This is a genomic window from Lactobacillus sp. WILCCON 0059 (assembly GCF_057197985.1).
In genome coordinates this window covers 1,632,402-1,657,349 of sequence record NZ_JBUBHN010000001.1, presented here as the reverse complement: position 1 = coordinate 1,657,349, position 24,948 = coordinate 1,632,402, and the positions used below count along the sequence as shown (strand labels likewise).

Below are 24,948 nucleotides of genomic sequence, written 5' to 3'. Positions count from 1 at the left end.
TTTTATTTTTTAGCTTAGAAAGAGTGGACAAGATGAGAATTGTATTAGTAGGCTTCATGGCATGCGGGAAAACGACGGTTGGCGATTTGCTGGCGAAAAAGTTAAACCAGCTGCAGATCGACTTAGACCAGGCCATTGTTGAAAGAGAGAGGATGACCATCCCGGAAATTTTTGCCAAATTCGGCGAAGACCACTTCCGCCTCTGCGAGCACCGGGCTTTAGTAGACAACATCAACCAAGACGCGGTGATCACGACCGGGGGCGGGACCCCGATGCGGGACGACAACGCCGCTTGCTTGATCAATTCCGGTGCTCCGGTAATCCTTTTGGACGCGGAGATCGAGACTATTGTTGACAGGATCGGCAATGACAAGAATCGCCCGCTTGCCAACAGCCTGGACGTAGAGGGCATGGCCAAGCTCAAGGCCAGCCGGCAGGAAAGATACGAGCAGGTGGCCAATTTGAAGATCCAGACCGACCACTTAAGCCCGGAAGAAATCTGCCAGCAGATCCTGGACTTCTGCCAGGCCTGGAATGAAGAAGGCAATCTCATGACGGCTGTCCGTTAACTTTTGGCATGATTGTTGAAGAAAAAGCTAATAGTAAAAAAGAAAAAAGTAAAAAGAGAAAACATAGAAGATAAGGCATAAAAACAAAGGAGCTCACATGTACTACTTAACCGCGGGGGAATCCCATGGACCACAATTGACGGCGATTATTGAAGGCCTGCCGGCGGGCCTGAAGATCGACATTGCCGAAGTCAATGCTGCTTTAAGCCAGCGGCAGGGAGGCTTTGGCCGGGGCGACCGGCAAAAAATCGAAAAAGACCAGGTTGAATTTGTCGGCGGGGTCCGCCACCAGGTAACCTTAGGCGGGCCGGTAGCCTTAGTGGTCAAGAACCGGGACCACGGCAACTGGGGCGAGATCATGTCGCCGACGGCTGAAGAAACGGCGGAAAATTCCCAGCGGAAACTCGAGCACCCGCGGCCAGGACATGCGGATTTGGTCGGCGGGATGAAGTACCGGCACCGGGATCTGCGCAATGTTTTGGAGCGGTCATCAGCCAGAGAAACCACCCTGCGGGTAGCTTTAGGCAATATCGCTCAGCAGTTTTTGCGGCAGCTGGATATCGACATTGTGGCTTATGTAGCTCAAGTCGGGCAAGTTGCGGCTGATTCAGAAAAGCCCCTGGACGTTAGTGAGATCCGGGAAAAGATTTTTCAAAATGACATGCACGTCATCGACCAGGACAAGGTGGAAGATTTGCATAAGCTGATTTCAGAGACCAAGGAAAAGGGCGACACCTTGGGCGGGATCATCCGCTTGGTGGCAACTGGCTTGCCGGCGGGGCTGGGCAGTTACGTAAGCTGGGATACGAAATTAGACGCCAAGCTGGCCGCGGCCGCTGTCGGCGTCAATGCCATGAAGGGGGTCAGCTTCGGGGACGGTTTTGAACTGGGGACCAAGTTCGGCAGCCAGGTCATGGACCAGATCGACTGGGAAAAGGGGACTGGCTTTACCCGCCTCAGCGACCACCTGGGCGGCTTTGAAGGAGGAATGACCAACGGGATGCCGCTAGTCATGAACGTAGCCATGAAGCCGATTCCGACCCTCTACCAGCCTTTGCAGACGGTGGACATCAATACCAAGGAAAAGCATCTGGCCAGCATTGAGCGGTCAGACACGACCTCAATCGTGGCGGCCTCCCTGGTTATCCAAAGCGTGATCGCTTTGGAACTGGCCAAGGCCATCTGCGAGCAGTTTGAATCCAGCAATTTGCAGCGCCTGCAGGAAGAATTGGCCCGCTACCGGCAGGAATGCCGGGAATACTAGTGCGGCTGCACACGTTAGGGCTGGAGGCAACCGACAGCTGGAAGGCGGCAGTTTTTTACCGGGAAAAAATGCAAGATAAAGCAGATATCGGAATCATCGGCCATGCTAGCTTTGAGGACATCTTGGCAAACCTGGCGGACTTATCTGGTGACTATCTCTTGATCCCGGCAGCTTTTCAGTCCCAGAAACTGGGCCTGGCCTGGGAAGTCAGCAGCTGTAAAAATATATAGTCAAAAATAACAATTAAAGACTACTAATGCTTATTTGTAGTCTTTTTCTATTCTAGGTCATGTTATCAATGTATTTGGACGAGCTGTTGTGATATAATACGGCTAGACGCGAACATAAGATCGTAAAAAGAAAGTCGCTTCCAAAAATGACCAGAAAAAAGAGAAGAACCCAAACTAAGACAGTCAGAGCTTATACTGTAAAGTTAACTGGTGACGAACTAAAAGAATTGGATGAGCTGTTCACTGCTTACGGCAAATGCAGAGACTTCCTTTATTCACAGTTGTGCGGCATCAATCACATGACTGATGTTGCTAACTGGTATGGCCCTAGAGATAAAATCCGCGAGCATGACGGTGAAATCAAGAAAGCCCGCAAAGCGGTCAAAGACTGGAAAAAGGCCTATAAGAAGAATAAAGCTCAAGGATTGAAATCTCCCGATTCAAGAACGGTCAGACTCTCAAAGCAAAAGCTTCTGAGCGAGCAGTTTGGAATTCAGGGCCGGCATGTAACAGAAGCGGTTAAAGATGTGTGCATGAATCTCAATTCCATGTGGTCAAATCTTGGCTTGAAACTGAAAAGGATGGTTCAAGCTAACGATGCACTGGCTAATGCTGAGCGCCATTATCTCAATTACGTCTTCACTTCTCCGTATTACTGGCAGCTCGTTCTGCAGAGACGTGAGAATGAAGCACAGCCAAATGAAGAAATGAGCCAGTATCCTGCACTAAGAGCCGCTTTATCCGAGAAGCAGCTTCGGCACTGTTTTGGATATATCAGACGTCTCACCAGAAAACATAAACCCTACCCTCATTCAACAGAAGCACGATGCATGCTCTGTGACGAAATGATGTGGAGAGTTGTTGAAAAAGATGGCTCAAGCTACCTAGAAATCATGACGGCAAAATGCAGAAAGAAAAAGCAGTTTAAGCTGACAGGACCATACTGCTATGCCAATAAGAAGAAACGTGGCGATATCCAGCTCATTCTTGATCGAGACAAGAAGCGGCTGGAAGTTCATCGTGCTATTAAAGCTGTTGCTCATGAGATCCGCAAGCCACGGAAGAAACTGGGTATGGATAAAGGATTGGCAACTCTCATCTCATGCAGCAGTGATCAAGAATATGGAGCAGATTTCAGCAAGCTGGTAGGCGCTGAAGTTGAGCGGTGCAATGACCGCAATACAAATCGCAATGAATACATCCAGTTAGCCAAGGAATTAAGAGAAGAAAAGTCTGCTTTGCAGGAAAAGTTAGCCAAGGATTATTCAGCTAAGACAAAGAAACGTATCAAACACCGCATTGGAAGTCTTGAGCGCCAAATTGCCCGTCTTGAAGAACACCATCTTGGCAGCAAGCTCTACCACCGCCAACATGAAAGAAAGAAGCGCAACATGGAGCGGGTGATGAACACAAGCATTAGACAGATGCTTGTGGCAGAAGACCCAGATGTTCTTGTCAAGGAAGATCTGACTTTTACTAAAGAGAAATTGCCTAAAGCATCAAACCGCTATGAAGCAAAAGTGAGACGGAAGTTATCGTCATGGACTAAAGGAAGACTGGATAAACGTATCGAGTATTTATGCGGCAGTCTGGGAATTCAAACCATTGACGTTAATCCAGCATATACGTCTCAGTTCTGTCCAAGATGTGGTGCACATTTCAGTGAAAGAAAAGGCGCACATCATGAAATGGCTGTCTGTCCAAATTGTGGAGAAATGAACGCAAATACAGCCGCAGCGGTAAATATTTTGCAAAGAGCGGATGACAAAGAAATAACGAAATACATGCCATACAAGAATGTTAAGTTGATTCTTGAAGACCGTTACGCAAACAAACAGTTGGTGATGGCATAGTCTATCAATCAAAGCGTCACAAGCGTGGGTTCGTCCCTGCTTCAAGTCATGGACTGGGCGCTGCCCTAGAGCCTCGGCACTAGGGAAACTTAGGATATATTCCTGCCCGTTTTGTGAGACTGAGTCTTCGGGCTTTGTTAAGCAAAATATGGCGAACTCTTTGACTGTGCGTATGATAAAAGTATCAGAAGCTAAGGGAAACTTTAGTGGAGGTACATACAACTGAGCGCACAAGGCATTTCCCTGTGAAAAAGCCTAAAAAAATCCTCTAGCTGAAGCTAGAGGACAAGAATATGTTCATTAGTGTTCACTTGAATATTAATGGATATGTTTTTGAATTCGGGGGACATGCACTACCTCTACCAAAAGCAGCTGGGTTTAAAAGAAGCCTTTGTCATGAACTTGAACCCCATGCTGCTTCTGGAAAATTCCTATGTCCACAACCACTTGGCCTTTACCCATGCCGCCGTGGCCAAGCTGCTGCTCCAGTACGTGCCGGACGCGGAAGTCGTGACCTGTCCCAGCAAGTACCTGGCCTACCAGGAATACCGCCGGCGGGGGCAGTACGTTTTGACCAATGAGCAGAACGTGACCCTGCGGCCTTTTGAAAAAGTCCTCGCCCGGATCGAAATTCCCATGGTCTGGTGCGTCTACCAGATTAAGTAGTAAAATTTAGCAAAAATAAAAAGACAGAAAACAGAAAGAACAAAGCATGAAAGAATTAGCGATGGCCCCAAATGGCCTCTCTGGCCAGTTAACCGTTCCTGGCGACAAAAGCATTTCCCACCGGGCCGTGATGCTGGGAGCGTTAGCCAAAGGTGAGACAAGGATCAAGCACTTTTTGCCCGGCCAGGACTGCTTGACCACAGTCAAGGCCTTCCGAGACCTGGGGGTAAGAATTGACCGGGAAGGGGAAAAACTAGTCGTTTACGGGCAAGGCTTAAGGGGGCTCAAGCCAGCGAATAAAGCTTTAGATATGGGCAATTCCGGCACGACGACTCGCCTTTTAATGGGGATTTTGGCCGGCAGCTTTTTTGCCAGCCAATTGATCGGGGATGCCTCTTTAAGCAAGCGGCCGATGAAGCGGGTCAGCCAGCCCTTGGCTAAGTTCGGGGCAGAGATTGCCTTGAGTCCGGCCGGGACCTTGCCGGCCACGGTCAAGGGGCAGAAGCTGCATGGCGCAGAAATCCAGCTGGAAGTTGCCAGCGCCCAAGTCAAAAGCGCGGCCATCTTTGCGGCCCTGGCAGCAGATAGCCCGTCAACTATTATCGAAAAGCTGCCGACCAGAAATCACACTGAGATCATGTTGCGACAGTTTGGGGCGGATATTGCGACTGATCCCGATAATTTAACCATTCATGTCAAGCCCGGCCAAGAATTGACAGGCCAGGAAGTAGAAGTGCCCGGCGACATGTCTTCAGCCGCTTTTTGGCTGACGGCCGGGGCCATCGTGCCAAATTCAAAAGTTACTTTAACCCGCGTCAACCTCAACCCGACCAGAACGGGGATCGTCAAGGTCTTAGAGCAGATGGGGGCAAAAATTGCCATCGAACAAGTGCCAAGCAAGGGAGAAGAATTGGGTAATCTAACGATTGAGACCAGCCAGCTGGTTCCAGTCAAGCTGACGGCGGAAGATATTCCGGCTGTCATCGATGAACTGCCCCTGGTGGCGCTCCTGGCGGCATGCGCTGACGGAACTAGCGAGATCCGGGGAGCAGAGGAGCTCAGAGTCAAGGAGACTGACCGGATCAAGACGGTAAGCCAGGAATTGGGCAAACTGGGCGTGGAAATCACTGAACTGCCGGATGGGATGATCATCAAGGGCCGGAAAAACTGGCAGGTCAAAGATGCTACCTTGGACAGCCACGGAGACCACCGGCTGGGGATGATGGCAGCCATCGCAGCATTAAAGAGCGACAAAGCTCTTCGTCTGGCTAATGAAGACAGCATCTCCGTGTCTTACCCGGGCTTTTTCAGTGACTTGGAGAAGCTGGTTAGGTAAGCAATAGGCATCAAGCAAAAGCTAAAACAGAAGGAAAAAAGCAATGACGACAGTGTTTATCAAGGGCCTGGGACTGATTGGCAGCTCCCTGGCCCGGGCAATCAGAGAGGGGCATCCAGACTACCGGATTTTGGCCTCTGACCCCGATCCTAAAACCCAGGAATACGCCTTAAGCCAGCAATTGGCCGATCAGATGCTGCCAGGCTTAGCAGGGGCAGAAGGGGCGGACTACATCATTTTGGCCGGCCCGGTTGACGCCATAAAGGCCGATATCAGGCAATTGAGCCAGATGGAGCTGAAAAAGGGAGTCCTGGTAACTGACGTCGGCTCAGTCAAGCAGGCAATTGTCGACCAAGCACAGGCTTTAAGCCAAAAAGGAATCGACTTTATTGCCGGCCACCCCATGGCCGGGTCGCACAAGACTGGGGCTTGGGCAGGTCGGGCCTTGCTCTTTGAGAATGCTTTTTACTTCTTGATTCCTGCAAGTCAAGCAGCAGAAAAGAGGCTGCTTGAATTAGAAGACCTGCTTAAAGCCACTAGAGTGAAATGGCTGCAGCTGACGGCAGAAGAACATGACAAGATTGTGGCGCAAATCAGCCACCTGCCGCACATCATCGCTGCCGGTCTGGTCAACCAGACTGAAGAGACTTTTGCTGGCCAGCCGTTGGGGACCAGGCTGGCTGCCGGGGGCTTTAAGTCCATCACCAGAATCGCTTCATCAGATCCGACCATGTGGAGCCAGATTCTTTTGAACAATTCAGAGGACATCTTAAAGCAGCTGGCTGAATTTCAAGCTGAGCTCAAGGAAGTGGTCAGGGAAATTGCAGCAGGAGATAAGGCTGCCCTTTATGACTTTTTCCAAAAGGCAAAAATCAGCCGGGACAAGCTGGGGCCAGACCAGGTGGGGGCAGCGCCAGGTCACTACGACCTCTTCGTCAATATTCCCGACCAAGTTGGTGCTTTAGCCGATGTGACCCGCCTGCTGGCAGAAGCCGGCATCAGCATCGTCAGCCTGCAGATTTTGGAAATCAGAGAAGAAATCGACGGGGTCCTGCAATTGACCTTTGCCAGAGAGGCAGACCGCCAGCAGGCCAAGGAAATCCTGGCCGCTTATGAGCTGAAAAAGTAGTAGCGAAGCAAACAAAAAAGACCCGATTCAAATGAATCGAGTCTTTTTTATCATCTAATCGTCAGCTCTCATTAGTTTGAGCTTGATGATGAGCTAGATGATGATGAAGTGCCAAGGTAGTTAGCCAGCAGGTTCTTGTCCTTGAGGTCCTTGTCCTTGATGTTGACGTTGGCCTTCTTCAGAACCTTGCTGATGATCTTGGTCATAGTGTTGGAGTCAGCTGCCCACTTAGCGTAGAGCTGCTTGTCGATGAACTTCTTGTTCTTAGTGTATGAGCCCTTTTCAGTGGTCTTCAAAACCTTGATGACTTCGTAGCCGGATGAAGTCTTAACTGGCGTGGTAGTGTATTCGCCTTCCTTAAGCTTCCAAACAGCTGACTTGAAAGTGCTGCTCAAGCTGGTGTCAGTTGAGTCGAAGGCTGACAGCTTGCCGGCCTTGTTCTTGGTAGCAGTGTCAGTTGAGTACTTCTTAGCCAGAGTAGCAAAGCTGGTGCCGCTCTTCAGCTTCTTGATGACAGTTTCAGCAGTTGACTTCTTGGCAACTACGATGTGCTGAACAGTGGTCTTGGTGTGGTAGCTCTTCCACCAGTTCTTTTCTTGCGTGGTGGTTGGCTTCTTCAAGTCCTTCAAAGCAGCAACTGAGTACAAGTTGGTAGCCAGGTTTTGCTTGAATGACTTGGTAGTCAAGCCGCTGTAGCTCAAAACAGTGCTGAAGCTTGAGCCGTATTGCTTCTTGTACTTGTTGTATTCGGCGTCGATCTTCTTTGAAGATACCTTGTCACCGTATTGGGCCTTCAGCGTGCGGTAGATGATCAGGCTGACCAAAGTTGATTGGCCGGCTGAAGTGTCCTTCATAGCTTCGTAGTATTCGTCTTGAGTGATCTTGCCACCCTTGTAGTTAACTACAGTAGCTGAGCTGCTTGAGCAAGCGGCAGTGGACAGACCGATAGCTGCGGCACCTGCCAAAACGGCGATTTTCTTCAAATGCTTTTTCATAAAATTAAATCTCCACATCCTTCATACGTACTGGTTACTAATATAACATATTTTTCCAGCTATAGAGTTCCTGGAGGCAAAGTTCATGAAAAAATCCGCCTTTCTTAGGAATTTCTTTACCTGCTCTTACCGCTTCCAGTTCCAAGGATCCTGGTGCCAAGCCAACAATTCCTTATATTGTTCTTCGCTGACCGTTTCGGCAATTTCCTGTTCAATCAGTTCCCGGTAGTTCAAAAGCGGGGCAAACTTGGTGTCGGCCTTCTTGAAGTTTTCGTCAGCGTCTGGCAAAAGGTAGGTGAAGATTGAGCTGACCCCGTCAACGTGAGCGCCGGTGTCCTTGACTGCTTGAACGGCAGATAAAACGCTGCCGCCAGTTGAAATGAGGTCGTCGATCAAAACGATGTGGTCGTCCATGGACAGGCGGCCTTCGATTTGCCGGCCCTGGCCGTGGTCCTTTGGCTTGGAGCGGACGTAAACCATTGGCAGGTTCAAGACTTGAGCAACCCAGGCTGCGTGCGGGATGCCGGCAGTAGCGACACCGCCGATGACCGTAACTTCCGGGAATTCCTTCTTGATCAAGGCTGCCAGGTTTTCAGCGATTGCTTGCCGCAGTTCCGGGAAGGAAATGGTCTGCCGCAGGTCAGTGTAGATCGGGGAGTGCATCCCGCTGGCGTAGACAAAGTCCTTGTCTGGAGAAATAGTCACAATCTTCTTGTCGATCAGCTGGCGGATAATTTCGTTATTTTGCATCGTTCTTGCTCCAATCCTTTAAAATCTCTTCATATGCTTTTTGCGGGTCAGCGGCCTGGGTGATTGGCCGGCCGACAACGATAGCGGTTGACCCGTTTTCTCTAGCCTGGGCCGGGGTGGCCACCCGGGCCTGGTCGTCTTTTTGGTAGCTCTTTGGCCGAATGCCCGGAGTGACGAACATGAAGTCGTCGCTGAATTCGCTCTTCATCGCCTTGACTTCCAGTGGTGAGCAGATGATCCCGTCAGCCCCGGCTTCCTGGGCCTGGTGGGCCAGGCTCTTTACTTCGTCAGCCAGGCTGAGTGAGCAGTGCTGTTCATTCTTCAAGACTTCTTCAGAGATGGAAGTCAGTTCAGTCACGGCCAAAAGCTTTGGAACCGGCTTGCCGGCCGGGGTGCCTTCGATCAAGCCTTCTTTAGCGGCCTGGATCATCTGCTTGCCGCCCAAGGCGTGGACAGTCGTGCAGTAGACGCCTAAAGCAGCCAGCTGGTGAGCCGTCCGCTTGACGGTGTTGGGAATGTCGTGCAGCTTGAGGTCAAGGAAGATCTGGTAGCCCTTGGCGGACAGATCACGGACGATTTCCGGCCCGTACTGGTAGAACATTTCCATTCCCAGCTTGACGTGCAGGCCCTGCTTGTCTTTCAGCTGGTTGAGGAACAGCCACATTTTCTCCTGATCATCATAGTCCAAAGCGATAAATAACGGTTTGTTCATTGCGACTCCTTAAATTTACAAAGCGCGTATGACCGCATAAGAAAAGCCCGCCAGAGTCTACAGAGACCCCAGGCGGGCAGAATGCGTGCATACCAAAAAGATTGTGCTGCTTGTGGTCTCTCTGTACCAATTAAAGCTCAGTTAACAAAAGACTATCACGAACTTTCTTAAAAATCAAGGGCCAGGCTAGCTTGCCTTTTTTATTTTTTTGTAGGATAATTTTGGCGAATTGAAAAGTTAAAGAAGTCACATGAAGTCACACGGGAGGAAAAATGACCGCAGAAGTTAATTTGGCTGTTGAACTGCCAGGCTTGAAGCTGAAGAATCCGGTAATGCCGGCGAGTGGGACCTTTGCCTTTGGCGACTTGCCAGAGAATTTCGACTGGGACGAGATGGGGGCGATTGTTTTAAAGACTGCTACCCGCCACGCCCGGGCCGGCAACCCGCAGCCGCAGATTGCCTTGCTGAGTGACGGGGTCATGAATGCCGTAGGCTTGACCAACCCAGGCGCTGAAGTCGTGGCTAGTGAAAAGATCCCGGCTTTAAGAGAAAAGCACCCGGACCTGCCGATCTTGGCCAGTGTGGGCGGGGAAAGCGTGGAAGACTACGTGGAAGTTGCTGAAATCCTGGCCGAGGCCAAGCCGGATGCCCTAGAGCTCAATTTGTCCTGCCCGAACGTGTCTGAAGGCGGGATGACTTTTGGCATCGTGCCGGAAATGGTGGAGAAGATCACCCGTCTGGTCAAGGAAAAAGTGGACCTGCCGGTATACGTGAAATTGACGCCAAACGTTACCAGCATTGTGGAAATTGCCCAGGCAGCGGAAAGAGGCGGGGCTGACGGTTTGACCTTGATCAACACCTTGCTGGGTCTGCACCTTGATTTAAAGACCCGGCGGCCGGTTTTAGGCAATGACTTTGGCGGCTTGTCTGGTCAAGCAGTTAAGCCAGTAGCTGTCCGTATGGTGGCCCAGGTCAAGCAGGCAACCAATCTGCCAATTATCGGGGTCGGCGGGATCAACAGCCCGGAAGACGCGGCTGAATTCATCTTGGCTGGGGCCAGCGCTGTCCAGATCGGCAGCATGGCCTTCCATGACAAATTGGCCATCAAGCACGTGATTGACGGCCTGCCAGCAGTTTTGGCCGACATGGGCGCAAGTGACGTTGCCAGCCTGGTTGGCCAGTGGCAGTCAAATAAACAATAGAATATTTTAGAGCCAAAAAAAGTGTTGAGTAATTACTTCAGAGTAATCATTCAACACTTTTATCATGTTCTGATTAATTTTCGCTCTCGTTCAGGTCCTGGTTGAGCTCGCTGCTTAGTTTGTCAATCTTGGCCTGCAGGCGGGCGATTTCCTCGTCAGCTTCCTGCTTGAAGCGGTCGACGTCGGTATTGAGGTCGCTGACCATCTGCTCAGCTGCTGGCAGTTCACTGGCTAAGCGGCTGCCGGCTTCCTGGGCCCGGGAGAGGCCGTCTTGCAGCTCCTTGTGGCCTTCCTTGAAGTCTTCCGCGTCTTCTTTGAGATAGTCCCTGGTGCTTTTGCCGTTCTCATCTGGCAAGAAGGCAAAGACTGCCCCTGCTGCTGCACCGAGCAAAAAGCCCAGGCCAAAGTGCTTGAAATTCCGCATTTTTCTACCCCCTCAGTTAAAACTGGGCCTTGATCCGGTCGCAGACTTCCTGGTACTTCTTTTCGTCGTATTGGTCGGCATTGTTTCTGGTGAAGAACTTGATGCCGTCGCCTTCCCAGCGGGGGATGAAGTGGATATGTGAGTGCATGACCACTTGCCCGGCAATTTCACCGTTGTTGCTGGTGATGTTCATGGCCTGGATCCGCGGATCAGAGGCCTTGATGGCCTTGGCGATTTCCGGCACGTATTGCAAAAAGCGGCTGGCGTCTTCAGCGCTGTAGTCAAAGAAGTTGGTCAAGTGCTTCTTCGGCACCATCAACACGTGGCCTTCGTTGACCTGGGAAATGTCCAAAAAGGCCTTCACGTCGTCATTTTCAAAAACGGTGTAGCTGGGAATTTCGCCGCGGATAATCTTACAGAATAAACAGTCGTCAATTAATTCAGCCTTAGTCATTGTGTTACCTCTGATCAATTTTAATGAGTTATTTTTTCAGTTTCTCTATGTCTCCATGCTATCATAAGAGGCAGATAAAAACATGAAGAAAGATAGGGAAAATATGACTCTAGAAATATCGCATTTGACCGGGGGCTACAGCGGCATCCCGGTAATCAAAGACGTCAATTTGACCATCGCTTCCGGTGAAGCGATCGGCCTTATTGGCTTGAACGGGGCCGGCAAGTCTACCACCATCAAGCACCTGCTGGGGCTTCTGCGGCCGCAAGCCGGCAAAATCACTTTAAACGGGATCAACCTGGCTGAAAAGCCAGCTGAATTCAAAAAGCTGGTAGCCTACATCCCTGAAACGCCAGTCATCTACCCGGAACTGACCTTGAAGGAGCACCTGGAACTGACCATCCTGGCCTACCAGCTGGATCCGGATAAGGCCTGGGACAAAGCTAAAGAACTCTTGACCATGTTCCGCCTGGAAGATAAATTGGACTGGCTGCCGGTCCACTTTTCAAAAGGGATGCAGCAAAAAGTCATGATCGTGGCCGCCTTTTTGACTGACGCCCAGCTTTTAGTGATCGATGAGCCATTTACCGGCCTTGACCCCTTGGCTGTAGCCAACTTCATCGGCCTCATCAAAGAGGCGCAAGAGTCCGGCAAGGAAATTCTGATGACCACCCACGTGTTAGCCGATGCCCAGCAGGCCATCAAGACCTACGCGATCTTAAACCAGGGCACGATCGAGTTCACCGGCAGCCTGGATGAAATTAGGGACCACTATGGCTTAAAGGCCAGCGACTCCTTTGACAAGCTCTACCAGCTCTTGTACCAGGAGCAGAAAAATGCGTGAGTTAGCTAAGAAAAGACTGCAAAGTAACTTCCAGCAGTCAGCCAAGTATTTGGCCCTGGTTTTCAATGATTTCTTTGTCCTGGCTCTGATCTTCATCTTTGGGGCAGTCATGTTCTGGTATGCCCAGGTGATGAAGGTTCTGCCAGTCAAGGCCTGGTATTATCCCCTGGTATTATCCGCCTTGCTCTGGCTGGCCTACTTGCCGGGCAAACTGGTGACCCTTTTAGAGGCCGCTGACCGGCAATTCTTGCTGGCTACTGACGACCGGCTGGGCGAATATCTAGCTCCCATGCGCCGCTACAGTTTGGTCCTGCCGGCCCTGCTTTTAGCCTTAGCCGGCGGGATCATGTATCCCTTTGCCAGTTTAAAAATGGGCCTCAGCAATCTGAACTACTTTAGCTTGGTCTTGGCCCTCTTTTTCACCAAGGCCTTTGAGCAGGGGGCAGTCAGCCGCAGCCTGACTTTTGACCATAAGGTCAAGCAGGTATCTTGGCTGATTAGGCTAGTCCTTTTAGCCTTGCTTTTGGCGAATTTGTATTTCCTGCCAAATGCCTTGTACCTGCTTTTGGCTGCTGCTATTATTTCCGTCTTAGCCTTGCGGGCCTGGAAAAATTCCGCCTTTGATTGGCAGTACGCCATTGACTATGAAGCAAGACGGAAAGAGGCGGTTTACGCTGGCTTTGCCATGTTTACCGACGTCAAGGAAAGACAGGTCAACATCAAGCGGCGCAAGTACTTGGACTTTTTACTGCCGCCTTTTGGCAAGGAAAGCCCAAACAGCTTCTTGTACCGGCGGAGTCTTTTGCGGGACCCGGAATACTTGAACCTTTTAGCCCGGATGACGGCCTTTGCCCTTTTATTGACAGTCATGATCCAGGATCCGGTCTGGTCACTGCTTCTGTCCTCCCTGGTCATGTATCTGACCGTCTGGCAGCTTTTGCCTTTAGGGCAAAAATATGACCAGAACATCATGTACCGGGTCTACCCGATTGCCCAGAAAGACCGGGGGCAGGAACTCAGCCGGGTCTTAGCCTGGGCCTTGCTATTGCAGACGGGGCTGATTATAATTTTCTGGCTGGCCATTATGCCGGGCCAATTTGCCTGGAGCCTTTTGCTTTTAGTCTGGTGCGGCCTTTTGGCAAAAATCTACCTGCCGTATAAGACCCAGCAACTGGCGAAAAAATCCCGCTATAAGAACAAGAAGCGGAGAAAATAGGGCAGAAGAGAAAAAAGTTAAAGCAAACGGTAAAATAAGAAATAGATAAAACAAAAGATTAGAAAGAACAGAGAGAAAGACATGCGTTTAAAGAACAAGCCTTGGGCAAACGAACTGGTAGAAGAGCATCCGGAAAGCGCCTTGGACCGGCCGGATCCAGCGGAAAAGATCAACTGGGCAGCCCGCTTTGGGAGCGATAAGCCAATTGAAATCGAAGTTGGCTCAGGCAAGGGGCAGTTTATTACCACTTTGGCCAAGCAGCACCCTGACCGCAACTTCGTGGCCATGGAAATCCAGAAGACGGCAGCTGGCATCATCTTGAAAAAGAAGCTGGATGAAGGTTTAGACAACCTGCAGATCCTCTGCGCCGACGCGGCCAACCTGGTGGCCTACTTCGGGGAAAATTCCACCAGCAAGATCTACCTCAACTTCAGCGATCCCTGGCCAAAGAGCCGGCATGAAAAGCGCCGCTTGACCTACAAGGACTTTTTGGCCAAGTACCAGGCAGTCTTGACAAGTGACGGGGTGATTGAATTCAAGACCGACAACTCCGGCCTTTTTGCCTACAGCGTCAAGAGCATGAACAATTACGGGATGCACTTTGACTTCGTGTCAGTTGACCTCCACCACGAAAAAGAAGAAATCGTGGAAAAGAACGTGGAAACTGAATATGAGCACAAATTTGCCAGCAAGGGGCAGCCGATCTACTGCCTGCACGCGGGCTTTCTGGCCAAGTAGAAAATTTCCCTTTTCCGGGAAAATCGGTTAAAATAGCTAGTAAACGATTCTCTTATTAAAAGTAAGCAGGAGGCAAACATGGAAGAATATAAAGTAGTTGACCAAGCAAAGCTGGCTGACTTAGTCAAGAGCGGGCGGACCGTTGTCGAATTCTCCGCAGACTGGTGCTCAGACTGCCGCTTTTTGGAACCAGCCATGCCAAGTATTGAAGCTGACTTCGCCGACAGCAAGTTCATCAAGATTGACCGCGATGGTTCTATCGACTTGTGCAAGGAAATGAACATTATGGGAATTCCTTCATTTGTTGTCTACCAAGATGGGCAAGAAATTGGTAGACTAGTTAATGGAGACCGCAAGACCAAGCAGGAAGTAGAAGCATTTTTGCGGTCGCTTGACTAGATAAGAGGGGACTTGAGATCAAATGATCACTAGTATTAACAAAGTAAGCTATCCCAACACTTTGATCGTCATCTTGGCGCAAGGCGATGGCGAAAGCAATTTCGAAGAAAAGGCCGACGTGACCCGGGTTACGGACGGCAAGGGCGAATTGACCGGCTTCAACTTCTTTAACGTTGACCAGGTACTGGACTACGACAAGCTGCCAAACGGCGAAGTCAAGCTGGATGAAGACCAAGTGGCTGCTTTAAACGAAAAGCTGGCCAGCGTTGGCTTTTCCGACAAGCTGACTGTTTCAAAGCCAACTTTGGTTTACGGCTACGTTAAGGAATGCGCTGCTCACCCGGACTCTGACCACTTGCACGTAACGCAGATCGACGTTGGCGACGGTCAAGACCACCAAATCGTCTGCGGTGCGCCAAACATTGCCCAAGGGCAAAAGGTCGTTGTGGCTCTGCCAGGCACTTTGATGCCAACTGGGGCCCAGATTTGGCCAGGCGCCTTGCGCGGGGTTGAATCAGACGGGATGATCTGCTCAGCCAGAGAACTGGGCCTGGCCCACGCTCCGCAAAAGCGGGGGATCATGGTTGTCCCAGACAGCTTCAAGATCGGTGACGAATTTGAACCGACCAAGTGTGACGAACTGCTGGCCAGCGGCGTCATCACCCTGTAATTGTTAAAAAACGGCAAAAAACAAAGAGCTTTAGGCTGATTATGGCCCGGAGCTCTTTTTTCTTAGCCTAATAATGATAAAATAAGGGTCGAACGTTTGAAACAAATGGAGCGAAAAAATGTTAGACAAGACTAAACAAATTTGGTTTATTGGGATCAAGGGGACCGGGATGGCTTCCTTGGCCTTGATTTTGCACGACTTGGGCTACAAGGTTGCCGGCAGCGACATCGACAAGTACACCTTCACCCAGGATCCGCTGGAAGCCGCTGGGATTGAAGTTGCTTCTTTCTCTAAGGACAACATCAAGGAAAGCGGCCAGGTGATCGTCAAGGGCAACGCCTTCAAGAGCGACAACATCGAAGTTGCCGCCTGCGAGGAAAAGGGCGTTAAGTGGCAAAGCTACCCGGACACGGTTGAAGAAATCGTTCAGCAGTACACCAGCATCGGCGTAGCTGGCTCACACGGCAAGACTTCAACCACCGGCCTTTTGGCAACGGTTTTGGGTGAAGCCGCTCCGACTTCCTTTTTGATCGGTGACGGGATGGGCAAGGGGGTCAAGGACTCCCGCTTCTTCGTCTACGAAGCTGACGAATACCGGCGGCACTTTTTGGCATATCACCCAGACTACCAGATCATGACCAATGTCGACTTTGACCACCCGGACTACTTCAAGGACAGAGATGACTATGCCTCAGCCTTCCAGACGGCGGCTGACCAGACCAAGAAGGGGCTTTTTGTCTGGGGCGATGACGAACGCCTGCAGAAGATCCAGCCAAAGACGGCCAAGAAGTACACTTACGGCTTGAAGGACAGTGACGACTTCCAGGCCTTTGACGTGGTCAAGACCACTGAAGGGGCCAAGTTCCATGTCCGGGCTCACGGGAAAGACTTGGGCGAATTCACCATCCACCTTTTCGGCGATCACAATGTGATGAACGCTACTGCCGTTATCGCTATTGCTTTTACTGAAGGCATCGACCTTGATGTAGTCAGAAAGGGCCTGGTCAAGTACACCGGGGCCAAGCGCCGCTTCAGCGAAAAGGACTTCGGTGACACGGTGGTTATCGATGACTACGCCCACCACCCAACTGAACTGCGGGCTACGATTCAAGCTGCCCGGCAGAAGTTCCCGGACCGGAAGCTGGTTACCATCTTCCAGCCGCACACTTACTCCAGAACCAAGGAATTCGAAGAAGAATACGTGGAAATTCTGAAGGGGGTCGACAAGGCCTTCTTGACGCCAATCTATGGATCAGCCAGAGAAAAGGCTGGCGACATCAAGAGTGAAGACATCACCAGCCAGATTCCAGGTGCTGAAGTCATCGACTTTGACAACTTGAAGGATCTTTTGGCCTACAAGGGCGACTGCATCGTCTTCATGGGTGCCGGCGACATTCCTAAATACGAAGTAGCATTTGAAGAAATGCTGGAAAAGTAATTGAGCAAGCAGTCCTTTAGGGGGCTGCTTTTTTGAAGGAGACAGCGATGACTGAAACGATTTTGCTGGTAGAAGATGAGCCGGGTCTGGCCCAGAGCTTGCAAAAAGAATTCCAGTTTGAAGGCTACCAAGTCCTCTTGGCCGGGGACGGGGAGCAGGCAGTCGCGGAGTTTGAAAAATTCCAGGCTGAGATCAACCTGGTCATTTTGGACTGGATGCTGCCGAAATTGGATGGCCTGGGCGTCTTGCGCCGGATCCGCCGGATCAGCGAGGTCCCGGTGATCATGCTGACGGCCCGGGACTACGCCGGCGACAAGGTGTCTGGTTTAAAGAGCGGGGCAGATGACTACGTGACTAAGCCATTTGACATTGAAGAGCTCCTGGCCCGGATGGAGGCAGTCTTGCGCCGGAGCCAGTCGGGCGGCCAGGAAGAATATTCTTTAAAGGGCCTCACCCTCAACTTGAAGAGCCGGGAAGTCATCAGAGAGGGGCAGATCATCCAGCTGACCCAGCGGGAATTTCTTTTGCTGAGCGAGTTCATGCGGCAAGCTGGCCAGGTTTTAACCAGAGACGAGCTCTTGGACGCGGTCTGGGGGGCAGACTTTGCAGGCCAGCCCAACACGGTCGATGTCTATGTCCGCCTGCTTAGGAAGAAGATTGACCAGAATTTTTCAGAAAAACTCCTCCACACCGTCCGGGGCGTGGGTTATATGTTGAAGTGATCATATGAAAAACAGTAATTCAGCCATCCTGCTCAGAAACCTTCTGGCTTTGACGACCATCTTGACCTTTCTTTTTGGCCTCTTGACCATGCTGGCTGTGGTTCAGCAGGAACTGGCTAACAGCAGCGCCAATACCAGGACCATCGTTCGCCGCTTGAAGGGGGCGGTGATCGACGACGACCAGGACTGGAAAAACTGGCAGGTCAACAATGGCTTGAGCAGCAGCCAGACTTATGTGCACGTGGAAAACCGCCGGTCTGATGCCAAGCGGAAAAATTACTATTCAGCCAATGCCAAGCAGCTGACTAAGACCCTTCAGCCCCTGCCGGTTTTTAGCGGGATCTATTATAAGGGGGATGCTCTCTACGCCTATGCTTCTGGTCACGCCCGGGGAATTTACTACCAGGTCTGGGTGGATTTGCACCAGCAAAAGCAGGTGGTGAAGAATGTCCTTTTAGCGATCCTGCTTGTCTGGGTCATTGTTGTGGCCATCAGCGTCTTGTTCGCGGTCTTTTTGTCCGACAAACTGACCCAGCCCCTGCTGGTCTTGAACCTGGCTGCCAAAAAGGCGGCCGATTCTGGCCGGGGGCAGTTGCCGGTGCCAAATAAGCCAACGGAAATCACTGAGCTGGCCGTCAGCTTCAATGAGCTCTTGGACCAGCTTTATGACCAAAATGAGCAGGAAAAGAACTTTGTCAACAACGCGGCCCATGAATTGCGGACCCCGATCGCGGCCATCCGCAGCAATGCCCAGCTGATCAAAAGGCGGGGGGAGGCCTACCCGGAGGTGATCCCAGAAGCCGTGGCCTTTATTGATGACGAATCCAAGCATATGCAGAAGATGGTCGATGAACTCTTGATTTTGGCCCGGACTGACCACCGGCAGCTGGAGAAAAAGACCTTCAACTTAAAAGAAACCCTGCAGTCTGCTTTAAGAAGCGCCCAATTGGCCCAGCCGGTCCAGCTGGACTGCCCGGATGAGCTTGTTTTGACCAGTGACCGGGACTGCCTGCTTGAAATTGTCTTGAACCTGTTGACCAATGCCGGCAAGTATTCGCCAGCTTCCAGCCTGGTTCTGGTTAATGCTGAAGAAAAAGAGGGCAGGGTGACGATCAGCGTGGCCGACCAAGGGCCGGGGATCAGCGCCAAGGACAAGGAGCACGTCTTTGACTACTTCTACAGAAGTGACGAGGTCCGGGGGCAGATCCAAGGAACGGGCCTGGGATTGGCTATTGCCCGGAAGATGGCCGCCTTGCTGGGCGGGACTTTGGCCTTGGCCGACAACCAGCCGCATGGGAGCATCTTCAGTTTGACGATCAAAAAATAAAAAATCCCGACTTTTTCGGGGGTAAAAAAGCCTGACGGCCTGCCAGAAATGGCGCCGTTAGGCCTTTTTATTTCTTTTCTGAAAAAACGTCAGAATTGCTTCATGAAAAGTCTGTATAAGGCAGGAAGGGATTTGTCTAAGATTAAAGCATGCTAAACAAACAAACGGAGGTAAAAAATATGACTGCTTTGATCAACAACATGCTCGCCCAGACTGGGATGTGGAGCTACTTCATCGTTGCCGGCCTGCTGTTTATCGAAACCGGTCTGGTAATCATGCCTTTCCTGCCAGGTGACTCCCTGCTTTTCTTGTCGGGTGCCTTCCTGGCCAGCCAGTTTGCCAACCCGCTTCCGGCCCTTGCTCTGTTCATCGCCGCCGTAATTGCTGGTGACTGGGTCAACTTCTCCAGCGGCCGCCTTTTTGGGCAAAGCTGGCTGAAATCAGACTTCTTCAAGCGCTTCGTGAAGGAAAAGCACCTGCAGGAAAGCCACGACTTCTTCGCTAAGTACGGCCCTAGCGCCGTGACTATTGGGAGATTCGTGCCGATCATCCGGACTTTGATTCCTTTTACTGCCGGGATCAGCCAGATGAAGCGGGAAGTCTTTCTCATGTTCAACATCATCGGGGGCTTTTGCTGGGTACTCTGCATGACTTTAGCCGGCTACTGGCTGGGCAGCGTCAGCTTTGTCCGTCAGCACTTCTCCATCATCATGCTGGCCATCATCGTGATTTCCTTCCTGCCGGTTGTCTGGACTTTTGCCAAAAAGCAGCTGGCAAGTCAAAGCAGAAAAAAATAAAGCAATGATCAACAAGCAAATGGAAAAATGGCTGAAGGAGCTGGCTATCGTCTTAATCGCTGCTGCTTTAGCAGCTTACCTGGTCACCGCCCAAGTTAGGGCGGGCCAGCTGATCATTGGCTCTGACAGCATCTTTCACTTCAACCGGATTTATGAGGCTAGCCAGCAGATAAAAACGGGCAACTATTCTTGGTTCATGTCTGTCTACGGCTTTCACCAAAGTGGCCGGATAGTCAATGCCTTTTACGGCCCCCTCTTCGCCTACCTGCTGGGCTTGATCTTGCTAGCGGCAGGCAGCTGGTACAGATTCCAGCTCTTGACCAGCTTTTTGGTCTACTTCTTTGCCTGCCTGGGCATGTGCCGGGCAGGCCGGCGGGTAGGGGGCAACCGCCTGGCCGCCCTGTGGAGCGGGGCCGTCTACCTGACTGTGGGCTGGCTGGCCCGCTGGGAGATGGGGAGCAATTTTTCCGCCATAACGGCGCTATTGGCGCCCTGGCTCATGATTGCCATCATTGACCTATTGGATTTAAAGCAAGAATTCCCGGTCAAGCGGCTGGTGATCCTGCTCTTTATCAGTTTAGAGAGCCATATGCTGACGGCTTTGCTTTTTTCGGCTGCCCTGCTGCCAGCAGCTGTCTACAGACTGGCGAAAGAGGGCAAGCTGGCCTGGATCAAGCTGATCAAGGCGGCAGGAATCTGCCTTCTTTTGACCATGAACTACTGGCTGCCCTTGGTCTATTTCGGCTTGACAAACCAGCTGCTTGCTCCAGGAAAAATGTCGCTGACAGGCAATGCCTTGCGTTTGTCGCAGAAGACAACGAGCAAGCTGACCGGCCTGGTCCTTAATTCAAGCACCAGAGACCAGCTCAGCCAGCTCATGTTTATCTTCTTTGCCTTGCAGATTTTGGCCTGCCTGCTTCTAGCCTTCGACCGGACATTTACCGGCCGCTTGAACCGGATCTTCACCCTGTCCGGGGCTGGGCTTTTGTATTTGAGCTCAGCTTTGGCTCCTTGGGATAAAATCGGCCAGGCCCTGCCATTTTTGGCCAGCTACTTGCAGTTCCCGGCCCGCCTGGCCAGTTTGGCCTATGCCTTCCTGCTTTTGGGGGCGGTCTTGACGATCAAGCAGCTGGAAGACCGGCATTTGGACTTGCAGCTGGGAGCCGTCCTTGCCGTAGCCTTATCCCTGCTCTTATTCTTTGACTTGCGTTATTTAAGAAATCAGATCTATACCAACGCGGTCAGAGGCTACATGCCTGGCGTTGCCCGGTCCAAGACGACCAGTATGGGCAGTGACAATGACAAGGATGACCGGCTTCTGGCCGGGCAAGCTGCTAAAAAAATGGACCCAGGTCTGTTTTTACAAAAAGCCCGCAAGACTGTGCCGGATTATTTGCCGGCTGGCGGGGGGGACTTTAAGCAGGTTGAAGCGGCTTACAGACAAGCAGTTCTTGGCCAGCATTTCTTTACGAAAAAGACTGCCGGGCAGACGGTTCAGCTCAACTGGACCAGTAGTAAAGACGGAGAAATCCGCCTGCCCCTGGTTCTGTACCGGCAGTCGAAGCTGACCGTAAACGGCCAGCAGGTCAAGGTGAAGCCAGGGGCCGGGGGTCTGGCGACTATTATGAGTTGGAAGGGAAAGAACACGGCCAGCCTGGCCATAGAAATACCATTTTGGCTGCAGGCGGGCTTATGCCTGTCGCTTCTGGCTGACTTGCTGGCAGCCTTATATCTGCTAGGCAATTGGCTGGGCAAAAGGCTGCAGGGCCTGGTCAACAAGGAATTGGAAATTTAGAAGGAAAGAGTAGTGAATAAATGCTAGATATTTTTAAAGCGGTAATTTTAGGTATTATCGAAGGGCTGAGCGAATTTTTGCCCATCTCTTCAACCGGCCACCTGTATTTGGCAGATTATGTCATCAAGCTGGGCCAACCGACCAGCTTTGTCAACATGTTCATGGTGGTCATCCAACTGGGCGCCATCATGAGCGTGGTGGTCCTTTATTTCAACAAATTGAATCCTTTTGCCAGAAGTAAGTCCGGCCCGGAAAAGCGGGCGACCTGGCTGCTCTGGTTTAAAGTGATTCTGGCGGTTTTGCCGGCGGTGGTTATTGGCCTGCCGCTGAATGACTGGCTGGACAAAAACATGACCAGCTGGCAGGTAATTTCCGCCACCCTGATCATTTACGGGATACTTTTCATCATTTTAGAAAACTTTTATGCCAAGCGGCAGCCGACGGTAACGAAGCTGAGTGACTTGAGCTGGCACTTTGCCTTCTTGATCGGCTGCTTCCAGGTTTTGTCTCTGATTCCCGGCACCTCAAGATCATGGGCCACGATTTTAGGGGCCATGCTGCTGGGCGCCAGCCGCTACGTGGCGACTGAATTTTCCTTCTTTTTGGCCATTCCAACCATGTTTGGGGCATCCTTGTTGAAGCTGGTCAAGTTCTTTAAGGCCGGGGGTATCCTTGCCGGCAGCCAGCTGGCCATCCTTTTGACGGGGATGATCGTATCCTTCGTCGTTGCCTATTTGGCAATCAAGTTTTTGCTGAAGTACGTGCAGACCCACGACTTCAAGCCTTTTGGCTGGTACCGGATCATCTTAGGTCTGGTTGTAATTCTTTGCGGCTTCTTTATGTAGTGTATTAAGCCTATCGTGTATATCAAGTGTTTTAGTATTATGTATTAAGTGTTAGCTGTTGTATATTTGATTAAGTGTGTATTTTTTCCGGTATTTGCCTGGGGTGATGCCAGTGGATTCGGCAAAGGCCTTGGAAAAGCTGGACAAGTCCTGGTAGCCGAGTTCAGAAGCGATTTCTTCCAGCTTCTTGTTGGTTAAGCGGAGCTGGTCTTCAGCCAGGTTGATCCGGATATTGCGGCGCAGGTGGACGAAGTCCATAGCAAAGAGCTTGCGGCAGAGGCGGGAAAAGTAATTCGCCTGGTAGCCGAAGTACTGGGCCGCTTCTTTTAAAGAGACCTGGCCATTCTGCTGGGTCAGGTAAGTCATAATAGCGCCAGATTGTGCGTCACGGTTAGCGTGGCGCACATTTTTTCTTGGAAAATTTGACCTGCTCTTGGAGATCTTCTGCCGGTGCTGGTGGAGCAGTTCAGTCAAAAGCAGGCCGGCCAGGCGCTGGACTTGGAAGTCATCGTATTCGTCTTTGTCTCTTTTTGCCAGAAGCTCAAGCAAATTGATATAGCCAGTGGTCATCCCATCAGTCAGATTTTGAAAAACGATGTAGGCATATTTGCCGGACTTGTCATTCATTAAGTCATGGATCAAGGCGTTATCGGCAACTAAGTACTGGTTAAGAGGGTCCGGGTAGGCCAAATCAATTTGGAGGAGGCGGAAGGAGGCAGAAGTACCAGCTTTGCTATTTTCAGCTAAAGGAGACAAGTGGACTTCTTTGAAACCAGTGGCGACGATGATGTCGAATTTTTTTAAAGAGAAGAGGCGCTTATCGGCAGACAATACGGCATCAGTCAAGCATTCCAGGAGGTCAATATGAAATGTATGGCTGCTTTTTCTAGCATAGGGGGAAGTAGTCGTGGTCAAGTCTTGTTCGCCAGTCAGGCGCTTTACGTTCAGCATAGCTAAGTCCTTTCACAATAAAGATATTTAAGCACAAATTTTAGGATAACTTAAGCGCTTAAATTGTAACACCTTTCCAAGTATGATGAAAAAGAAATCAAGAAGAAAAGCAATATTTTGAAAGGCAGGAAACTAAGATGAGCAAAGAATACACGGTTGATTTGGTCGTAGCAGGTTGTGGCGGTACCGGGATGGCGGCAGCTGACGCGGGTGCAAGCCAGGGGCTTAAGACAATGGTTGTTGAAAAGCAGGCCCAGGCAGGCGGCAACACCAAGATCTCCAGCGGCTTTTTCGCCATTGACACCAAGGAGCAACGGGAAGCTGGTTTGAAGCTGTCAACGGAAGAAGCCATCCGGCAATTAAACGAGTACAACCACTACTTGAACAACGGGCCACTGACCCGGCGGATCGTGGAAAACGCCAAGCCGACTCTGGAAGAAATTGAGAGCCTCGGTATGGAGATCAAGCTGAACCCGACCAGCCAGACCACCCAGTTTGCCCACCTGGACAATCCATATGCCGGCGGTTCTTACCACATGTACCAAAACAAGCCGGAATCCTGGGACAGAGTACAGAAGTCAGTTGAAGAAAAAGGCGTGGAATTTCTCTTTGGGACGACCATGCAGGACTTGCTGAAAAATGAAGCAGGGGAAATCTGCGGCTTGACGGCAGTTGACGAAAATGGTGAAGAAGTAATCGTTCATGCAAAAGCAGTCGTTGTGGCCACTGGCGGCTTTGGCGGCGACAAGGACCGGGTAGCCAAGCTCATGCACACCGACCGGATGCGGGGCCTGGGCGTGCCAAACATGGGCGAAGGGATGACGGCTTTGGAAAAGGCCGGCGCCGTCAACATTGACTCTCATGCTCTGATCCACGCTTCACAACTGGCCAAGTCCAAGGTAACCCAGAACACTTCCAAGAAGCACCTGGCCGGCTTTTCAGACAATCCTTTGACCCGGCTGCTTCTCACTCCTTTGATGTGGGTTGATCCAAACGGCCTCCGCTTTACCGATGAAAACACGGTTTACGATACGGTTTTGTGGGCCAACGCTGCTTACAACGTCGGCGGGATGTACTATATCATCGTTGACACCAAGACTTTGAACGAATACACCAAGGGCACCAAGCTGACTGTGTCTAAGGCAGGTCCTGGGGCAACTGACAAGCCTGGCGACTTTATTGAGCTGGCAGAAGAAGCTGTAGCTAACGAAACGGCCTTTAAGGGCGAAAGCCTCAGCGACTTGGCAGAAAAGGCTGGTTTTGACGAAGATAATTTATCCAAGGCTGTAGCTGACTACAATCAGGCAATTAAGGACCAAGATGACAAGGCCTTTGCCAAGGGCAAGGAAAGTCTGGTCTACAGCGTTGAAGAAGGGCCATTTTATGCCTTTAAGGCCCAGGCAGCCTACCTGGGGACAGTTGGCGGGGTCAGAGTTGATGACCACCTGCGGGTTTTGGACGCTGACTTCAAGCCAATCAAGGGCCTGTACGCCGGCGGTGCCAACGCGGGCGGCTACTATGAAGGGCAGAGCTATCCGGCTTATGAAGGGCTGGCTTCTGGCTTTGCCTGGACTTCCGGCCGCCTGGCAGGTTTAGCCGCGGCAGAAGACTTAAAGAAATAG

26 protein-coding genes are annotated in these 24,948 nt (G+C 51.1%); 20 read left to right on the top strand and 6 right to left on the bottom strand.

Going from position 1 to position 24,948, the window contains the following annotated elements:
- Positions 1-32 precede the first annotated feature (32 nt).
- The 7 genes from ACYVUT_RS07755 to ACYVUT_RS07725 all read left to right on the top strand — a co-directional run bounded on the left by ACYVUT_RS07755 (position 33) and on the right by ACYVUT_RS07725 (position 7,047).
- Positions 33-569, top strand: a complete 537-nt coding sequence (locus ACYVUT_RS07755; RefSeq protein ID WP_484500534.1) for a shikimate kinase — start codon at positions 33-35, stop codon at positions 567-569.
- A 97-nt stretch (positions 570-666) separates the two neighbouring features.
- Positions 667-1,833 (top strand): chorismate synthase, encoded by a 1,167-nt coding sequence (aroC, locus tag ACYVUT_RS07750; RefSeq protein ID WP_484500532.1) that lies wholly within the window; start codon positions 667-669, stop codon positions 1,831-1,833.
- Positions 1,833-2,063: a hypothetical protein gene (locus tag ACYVUT_RS07745; RefSeq protein ID WP_439775816.1), complete on the top strand. Its 231-nt coding sequence runs from the start codon at positions 1,833-1,835 to the stop codon at positions 2,061-2,063. The genes aroC and ACYVUT_RS07745 overlap by 1 nt, the downstream gene beginning before the upstream one ends.
- Before the next feature lie 146 nt (positions 2,064-2,209).
- The gene (locus ACYVUT_RS07740; protein ID WP_484500531.1) at positions 2,210-3,916 is read left to right on the top strand and encodes an RNA-guided endonuclease TnpB family protein; all 1,707 of its coding nucleotides are present in this window, start codon (positions 2,210-2,212) and stop codon (positions 3,914-3,916) included.
- A gap of 327 nt (positions 3,917-4,243) precedes the next feature.
- Positions 4,244-4,582, top strand: a complete 339-nt coding sequence (locus ACYVUT_RS07735) for a hypothetical protein (protein ID WP_484498976.1) — start codon at positions 4,244-4,246, stop codon at positions 4,580-4,582.
- A gap of 46 nt (positions 4,583-4,628) precedes the next feature.
- Complete coding sequence (gene aroA / locus ACYVUT_RS07730) at positions 4,629-5,918, top strand: 3-phosphoshikimate 1-carboxyvinyltransferase (protein ID WP_484500530.1); 1,290 nt, start codon at positions 4,629-4,631, stop codon at positions 5,916-5,918.
- 43 nt (positions 5,919-5,961) lie between these two features.
- Entirely contained in the window at positions 5,962-7,047 is a 1,086-nt protein-coding gene (locus tag ACYVUT_RS07725; protein ID WP_484500528.1) for a prephenate dehydrogenase, read from the top strand.
- A gap of 71 nt (positions 7,048-7,118) precedes the next feature.
- Here the strand turns inward: ACYVUT_RS07725 and ACYVUT_RS07720 are convergent, their stop codons facing one another.
- The 3 genes from ACYVUT_RS07720 to pyrF all read right to left on the bottom strand — a co-directional run bounded on the left by ACYVUT_RS07720 (position 7,119) and on the right by pyrF (position 9,504).
- On the bottom strand, positions 7,119-8,042 hold the full coding sequence (locus tag ACYVUT_RS07720; protein WP_439775832.1) for a peptidylprolyl isomerase PrsA: 924 nt from the start codon (positions 8,040-8,042) through the stop codon (positions 7,119-7,121).
- 126 nt (positions 8,043-8,168) lie between these two features.
- Positions 8,169-8,792, bottom strand: coding sequence for an orotate phosphoribosyltransferase (gene pyrE, locus ACYVUT_RS07715; RefSeq protein WP_439775831.1), 624 nt, complete (start codon positions 8,790-8,792; stop codon positions 8,169-8,171).
- Entirely contained in the window at positions 8,782-9,504 is a 723-nt protein-coding gene (gene pyrF / locus ACYVUT_RS07710; protein WP_279189185.1) for an orotidine-5'-phosphate decarboxylase, read from the bottom strand. Before pyrF ends, pyrE begins: the two co-directional genes overlap by 11 nt.
- Positions 9,505-9,776: 272 nt before the next feature.
- Here pyrF and ACYVUT_RS07705 point away from each other — a divergent pair, with 272 nt between their 5' ends.
- Positions 9,777-10,706 (top strand): dihydroorotate dehydrogenase, encoded by a 930-nt coding sequence (locus ACYVUT_RS07705; RefSeq protein WP_484500527.1) that lies wholly within the window; start codon positions 9,777-9,779, stop codon positions 10,704-10,706.
- A 73-nt stretch (positions 10,707-10,779) separates the two neighbouring features.
- Here ACYVUT_RS07705 and ACYVUT_RS07700 read toward each other — a convergent pair whose 3' ends face one another.
- Both ACYVUT_RS07700 and ACYVUT_RS07695 read right to left on the bottom strand, forming a co-directional pair.
- On the bottom strand, positions 10,780-11,130 hold the full coding sequence (locus tag ACYVUT_RS07700) for a YtxH domain-containing protein (RefSeq protein WP_484500525.1): 351 nt from the start codon (positions 11,128-11,130) through the stop codon (positions 10,780-10,782).
- Positions 11,131-11,146: 16 nt separating this feature from the next.
- Positions 11,147-11,584 (bottom strand): HIT family protein, encoded by a 438-nt coding sequence (locus ACYVUT_RS07695; RefSeq protein ID WP_300616976.1) that lies wholly within the window; start codon positions 11,582-11,584, stop codon positions 11,147-11,149.
- A gap of 103 nt (positions 11,585-11,687) precedes the next feature.
- On the opposite strand from ACYVUT_RS07695, the gene ACYVUT_RS07690 reads away from it, so the two are divergent.
- The 11 genes from ACYVUT_RS07690 to ACYVUT_RS07640 all read left to right on the top strand — a co-directional run bounded on the left by ACYVUT_RS07690 (position 11,688) and on the right by ACYVUT_RS07640 (position 22,375).
- Positions 11,688-12,428 (top strand): ABC transporter ATP-binding protein, encoded by a 741-nt coding sequence (locus ACYVUT_RS07690; protein WP_484500899.1) that lies wholly within the window; start codon positions 11,688-11,690, stop codon positions 12,426-12,428.
- Complete coding sequence (locus tag ACYVUT_RS07685) at positions 12,421-13,644, top strand: ABC transporter permease (RefSeq protein WP_484500523.1); 1,224 nt, start codon at positions 12,421-12,423, stop codon at positions 13,642-13,644. The genes ACYVUT_RS07690 and ACYVUT_RS07685 overlap by 8 nt, the downstream gene beginning before the upstream one ends.
- Positions 13,645-13,725: 81 nt before the next feature.
- Positions 13,726-14,382, top strand: a complete 657-nt coding sequence (gene trmB / locus ACYVUT_RS07680; RefSeq protein ID WP_484500522.1) for a tRNA (guanosine(46)-N7)-methyltransferase TrmB — start codon at positions 13,726-13,728, stop codon at positions 14,380-14,382.
- A gap of 78 nt (positions 14,383-14,460) precedes the next feature.
- A complete protein-coding gene (locus ACYVUT_RS07675) occupies positions 14,461-14,781 on the top strand; it encodes a thioredoxin family protein (RefSeq protein ID WP_484500521.1) in 321 nt (106 codons plus the stop codon).
- 22 nt (positions 14,782-14,803) lie between these two features.
- Positions 14,804-15,451, top strand: a complete 648-nt coding sequence (ytpR, locus tag ACYVUT_RS07670; RefSeq protein ID WP_484500519.1) for a YtpR family tRNA-binding protein — start codon at positions 14,804-14,806, stop codon at positions 15,449-15,451.
- A 118-nt stretch (positions 15,452-15,569) separates the two neighbouring features.
- Entirely contained in the window at positions 15,570-16,889 is a 1,320-nt protein-coding gene (gene murC / locus ACYVUT_RS07665) for a UDP-N-acetylmuramate--L-alanine ligase (protein ID WP_439775128.1), read from the top strand.
- A gap of 47 nt (positions 16,890-16,936) precedes the next feature.
- A complete protein-coding gene (locus ACYVUT_RS07660) occupies positions 16,937-17,611 on the top strand; it encodes a response regulator transcription factor (RefSeq protein WP_439775127.1) in 675 nt (224 codons plus the stop codon).
- 4 nt (positions 17,612-17,615) lie between these two features.
- A complete protein-coding gene (locus ACYVUT_RS07655) occupies positions 17,616-18,938 on the top strand; it encodes a sensor histidine kinase (RefSeq protein WP_484501788.1) in 1,323 nt (440 codons plus the stop codon).
- A gap of 179 nt (positions 18,939-19,117) precedes the next feature.
- The gene (locus ACYVUT_RS07650; RefSeq protein WP_439775125.1) at positions 19,118-19,735 is read left to right on the top strand and encodes a VTT domain-containing protein; all 618 of its coding nucleotides are present in this window, start codon (positions 19,118-19,120) and stop codon (positions 19,733-19,735) included.
- Between the two features lie 4 nt (positions 19,736-19,739).
- The gene (locus tag ACYVUT_RS07645) at positions 19,740-21,530 is read left to right on the top strand and encodes a hypothetical protein (protein WP_484501787.1); all 1,791 of its coding nucleotides are present in this window, start codon (positions 19,740-19,742) and stop codon (positions 21,528-21,530) included.
- Between the two features lie 20 nt (positions 21,531-21,550).
- Entirely contained in the window at positions 21,551-22,375 is an 825-nt protein-coding gene (locus ACYVUT_RS07640; protein WP_484500514.1) for an undecaprenyl-diphosphate phosphatase, read from the top strand.
- Between the two features lie 51 nt (positions 22,376-22,426).
- On the opposite strand, the gene ACYVUT_RS07635 is transcribed toward ACYVUT_RS07640, so the two are convergent.
- The gene (locus ACYVUT_RS07635; protein ID WP_484500513.1) at positions 22,427-23,326 is read right to left on the bottom strand and encodes a helix-turn-helix domain-containing protein; all 900 of its coding nucleotides are present in this window, start codon (positions 23,324-23,326) and stop codon (positions 22,427-22,429) included.
- Positions 23,327-23,463: 137 nt separating this feature from the next.
- Here ACYVUT_RS07635 and ACYVUT_RS07630 point away from each other — a divergent pair, with 137 nt between their 5' ends.
- On the top strand, positions 23,464-24,948 hold the full coding sequence (locus ACYVUT_RS07630) for an FAD-dependent oxidoreductase (protein WP_484500512.1): 1,485 nt from the start codon (positions 23,464-23,466) through the stop codon (positions 24,946-24,948).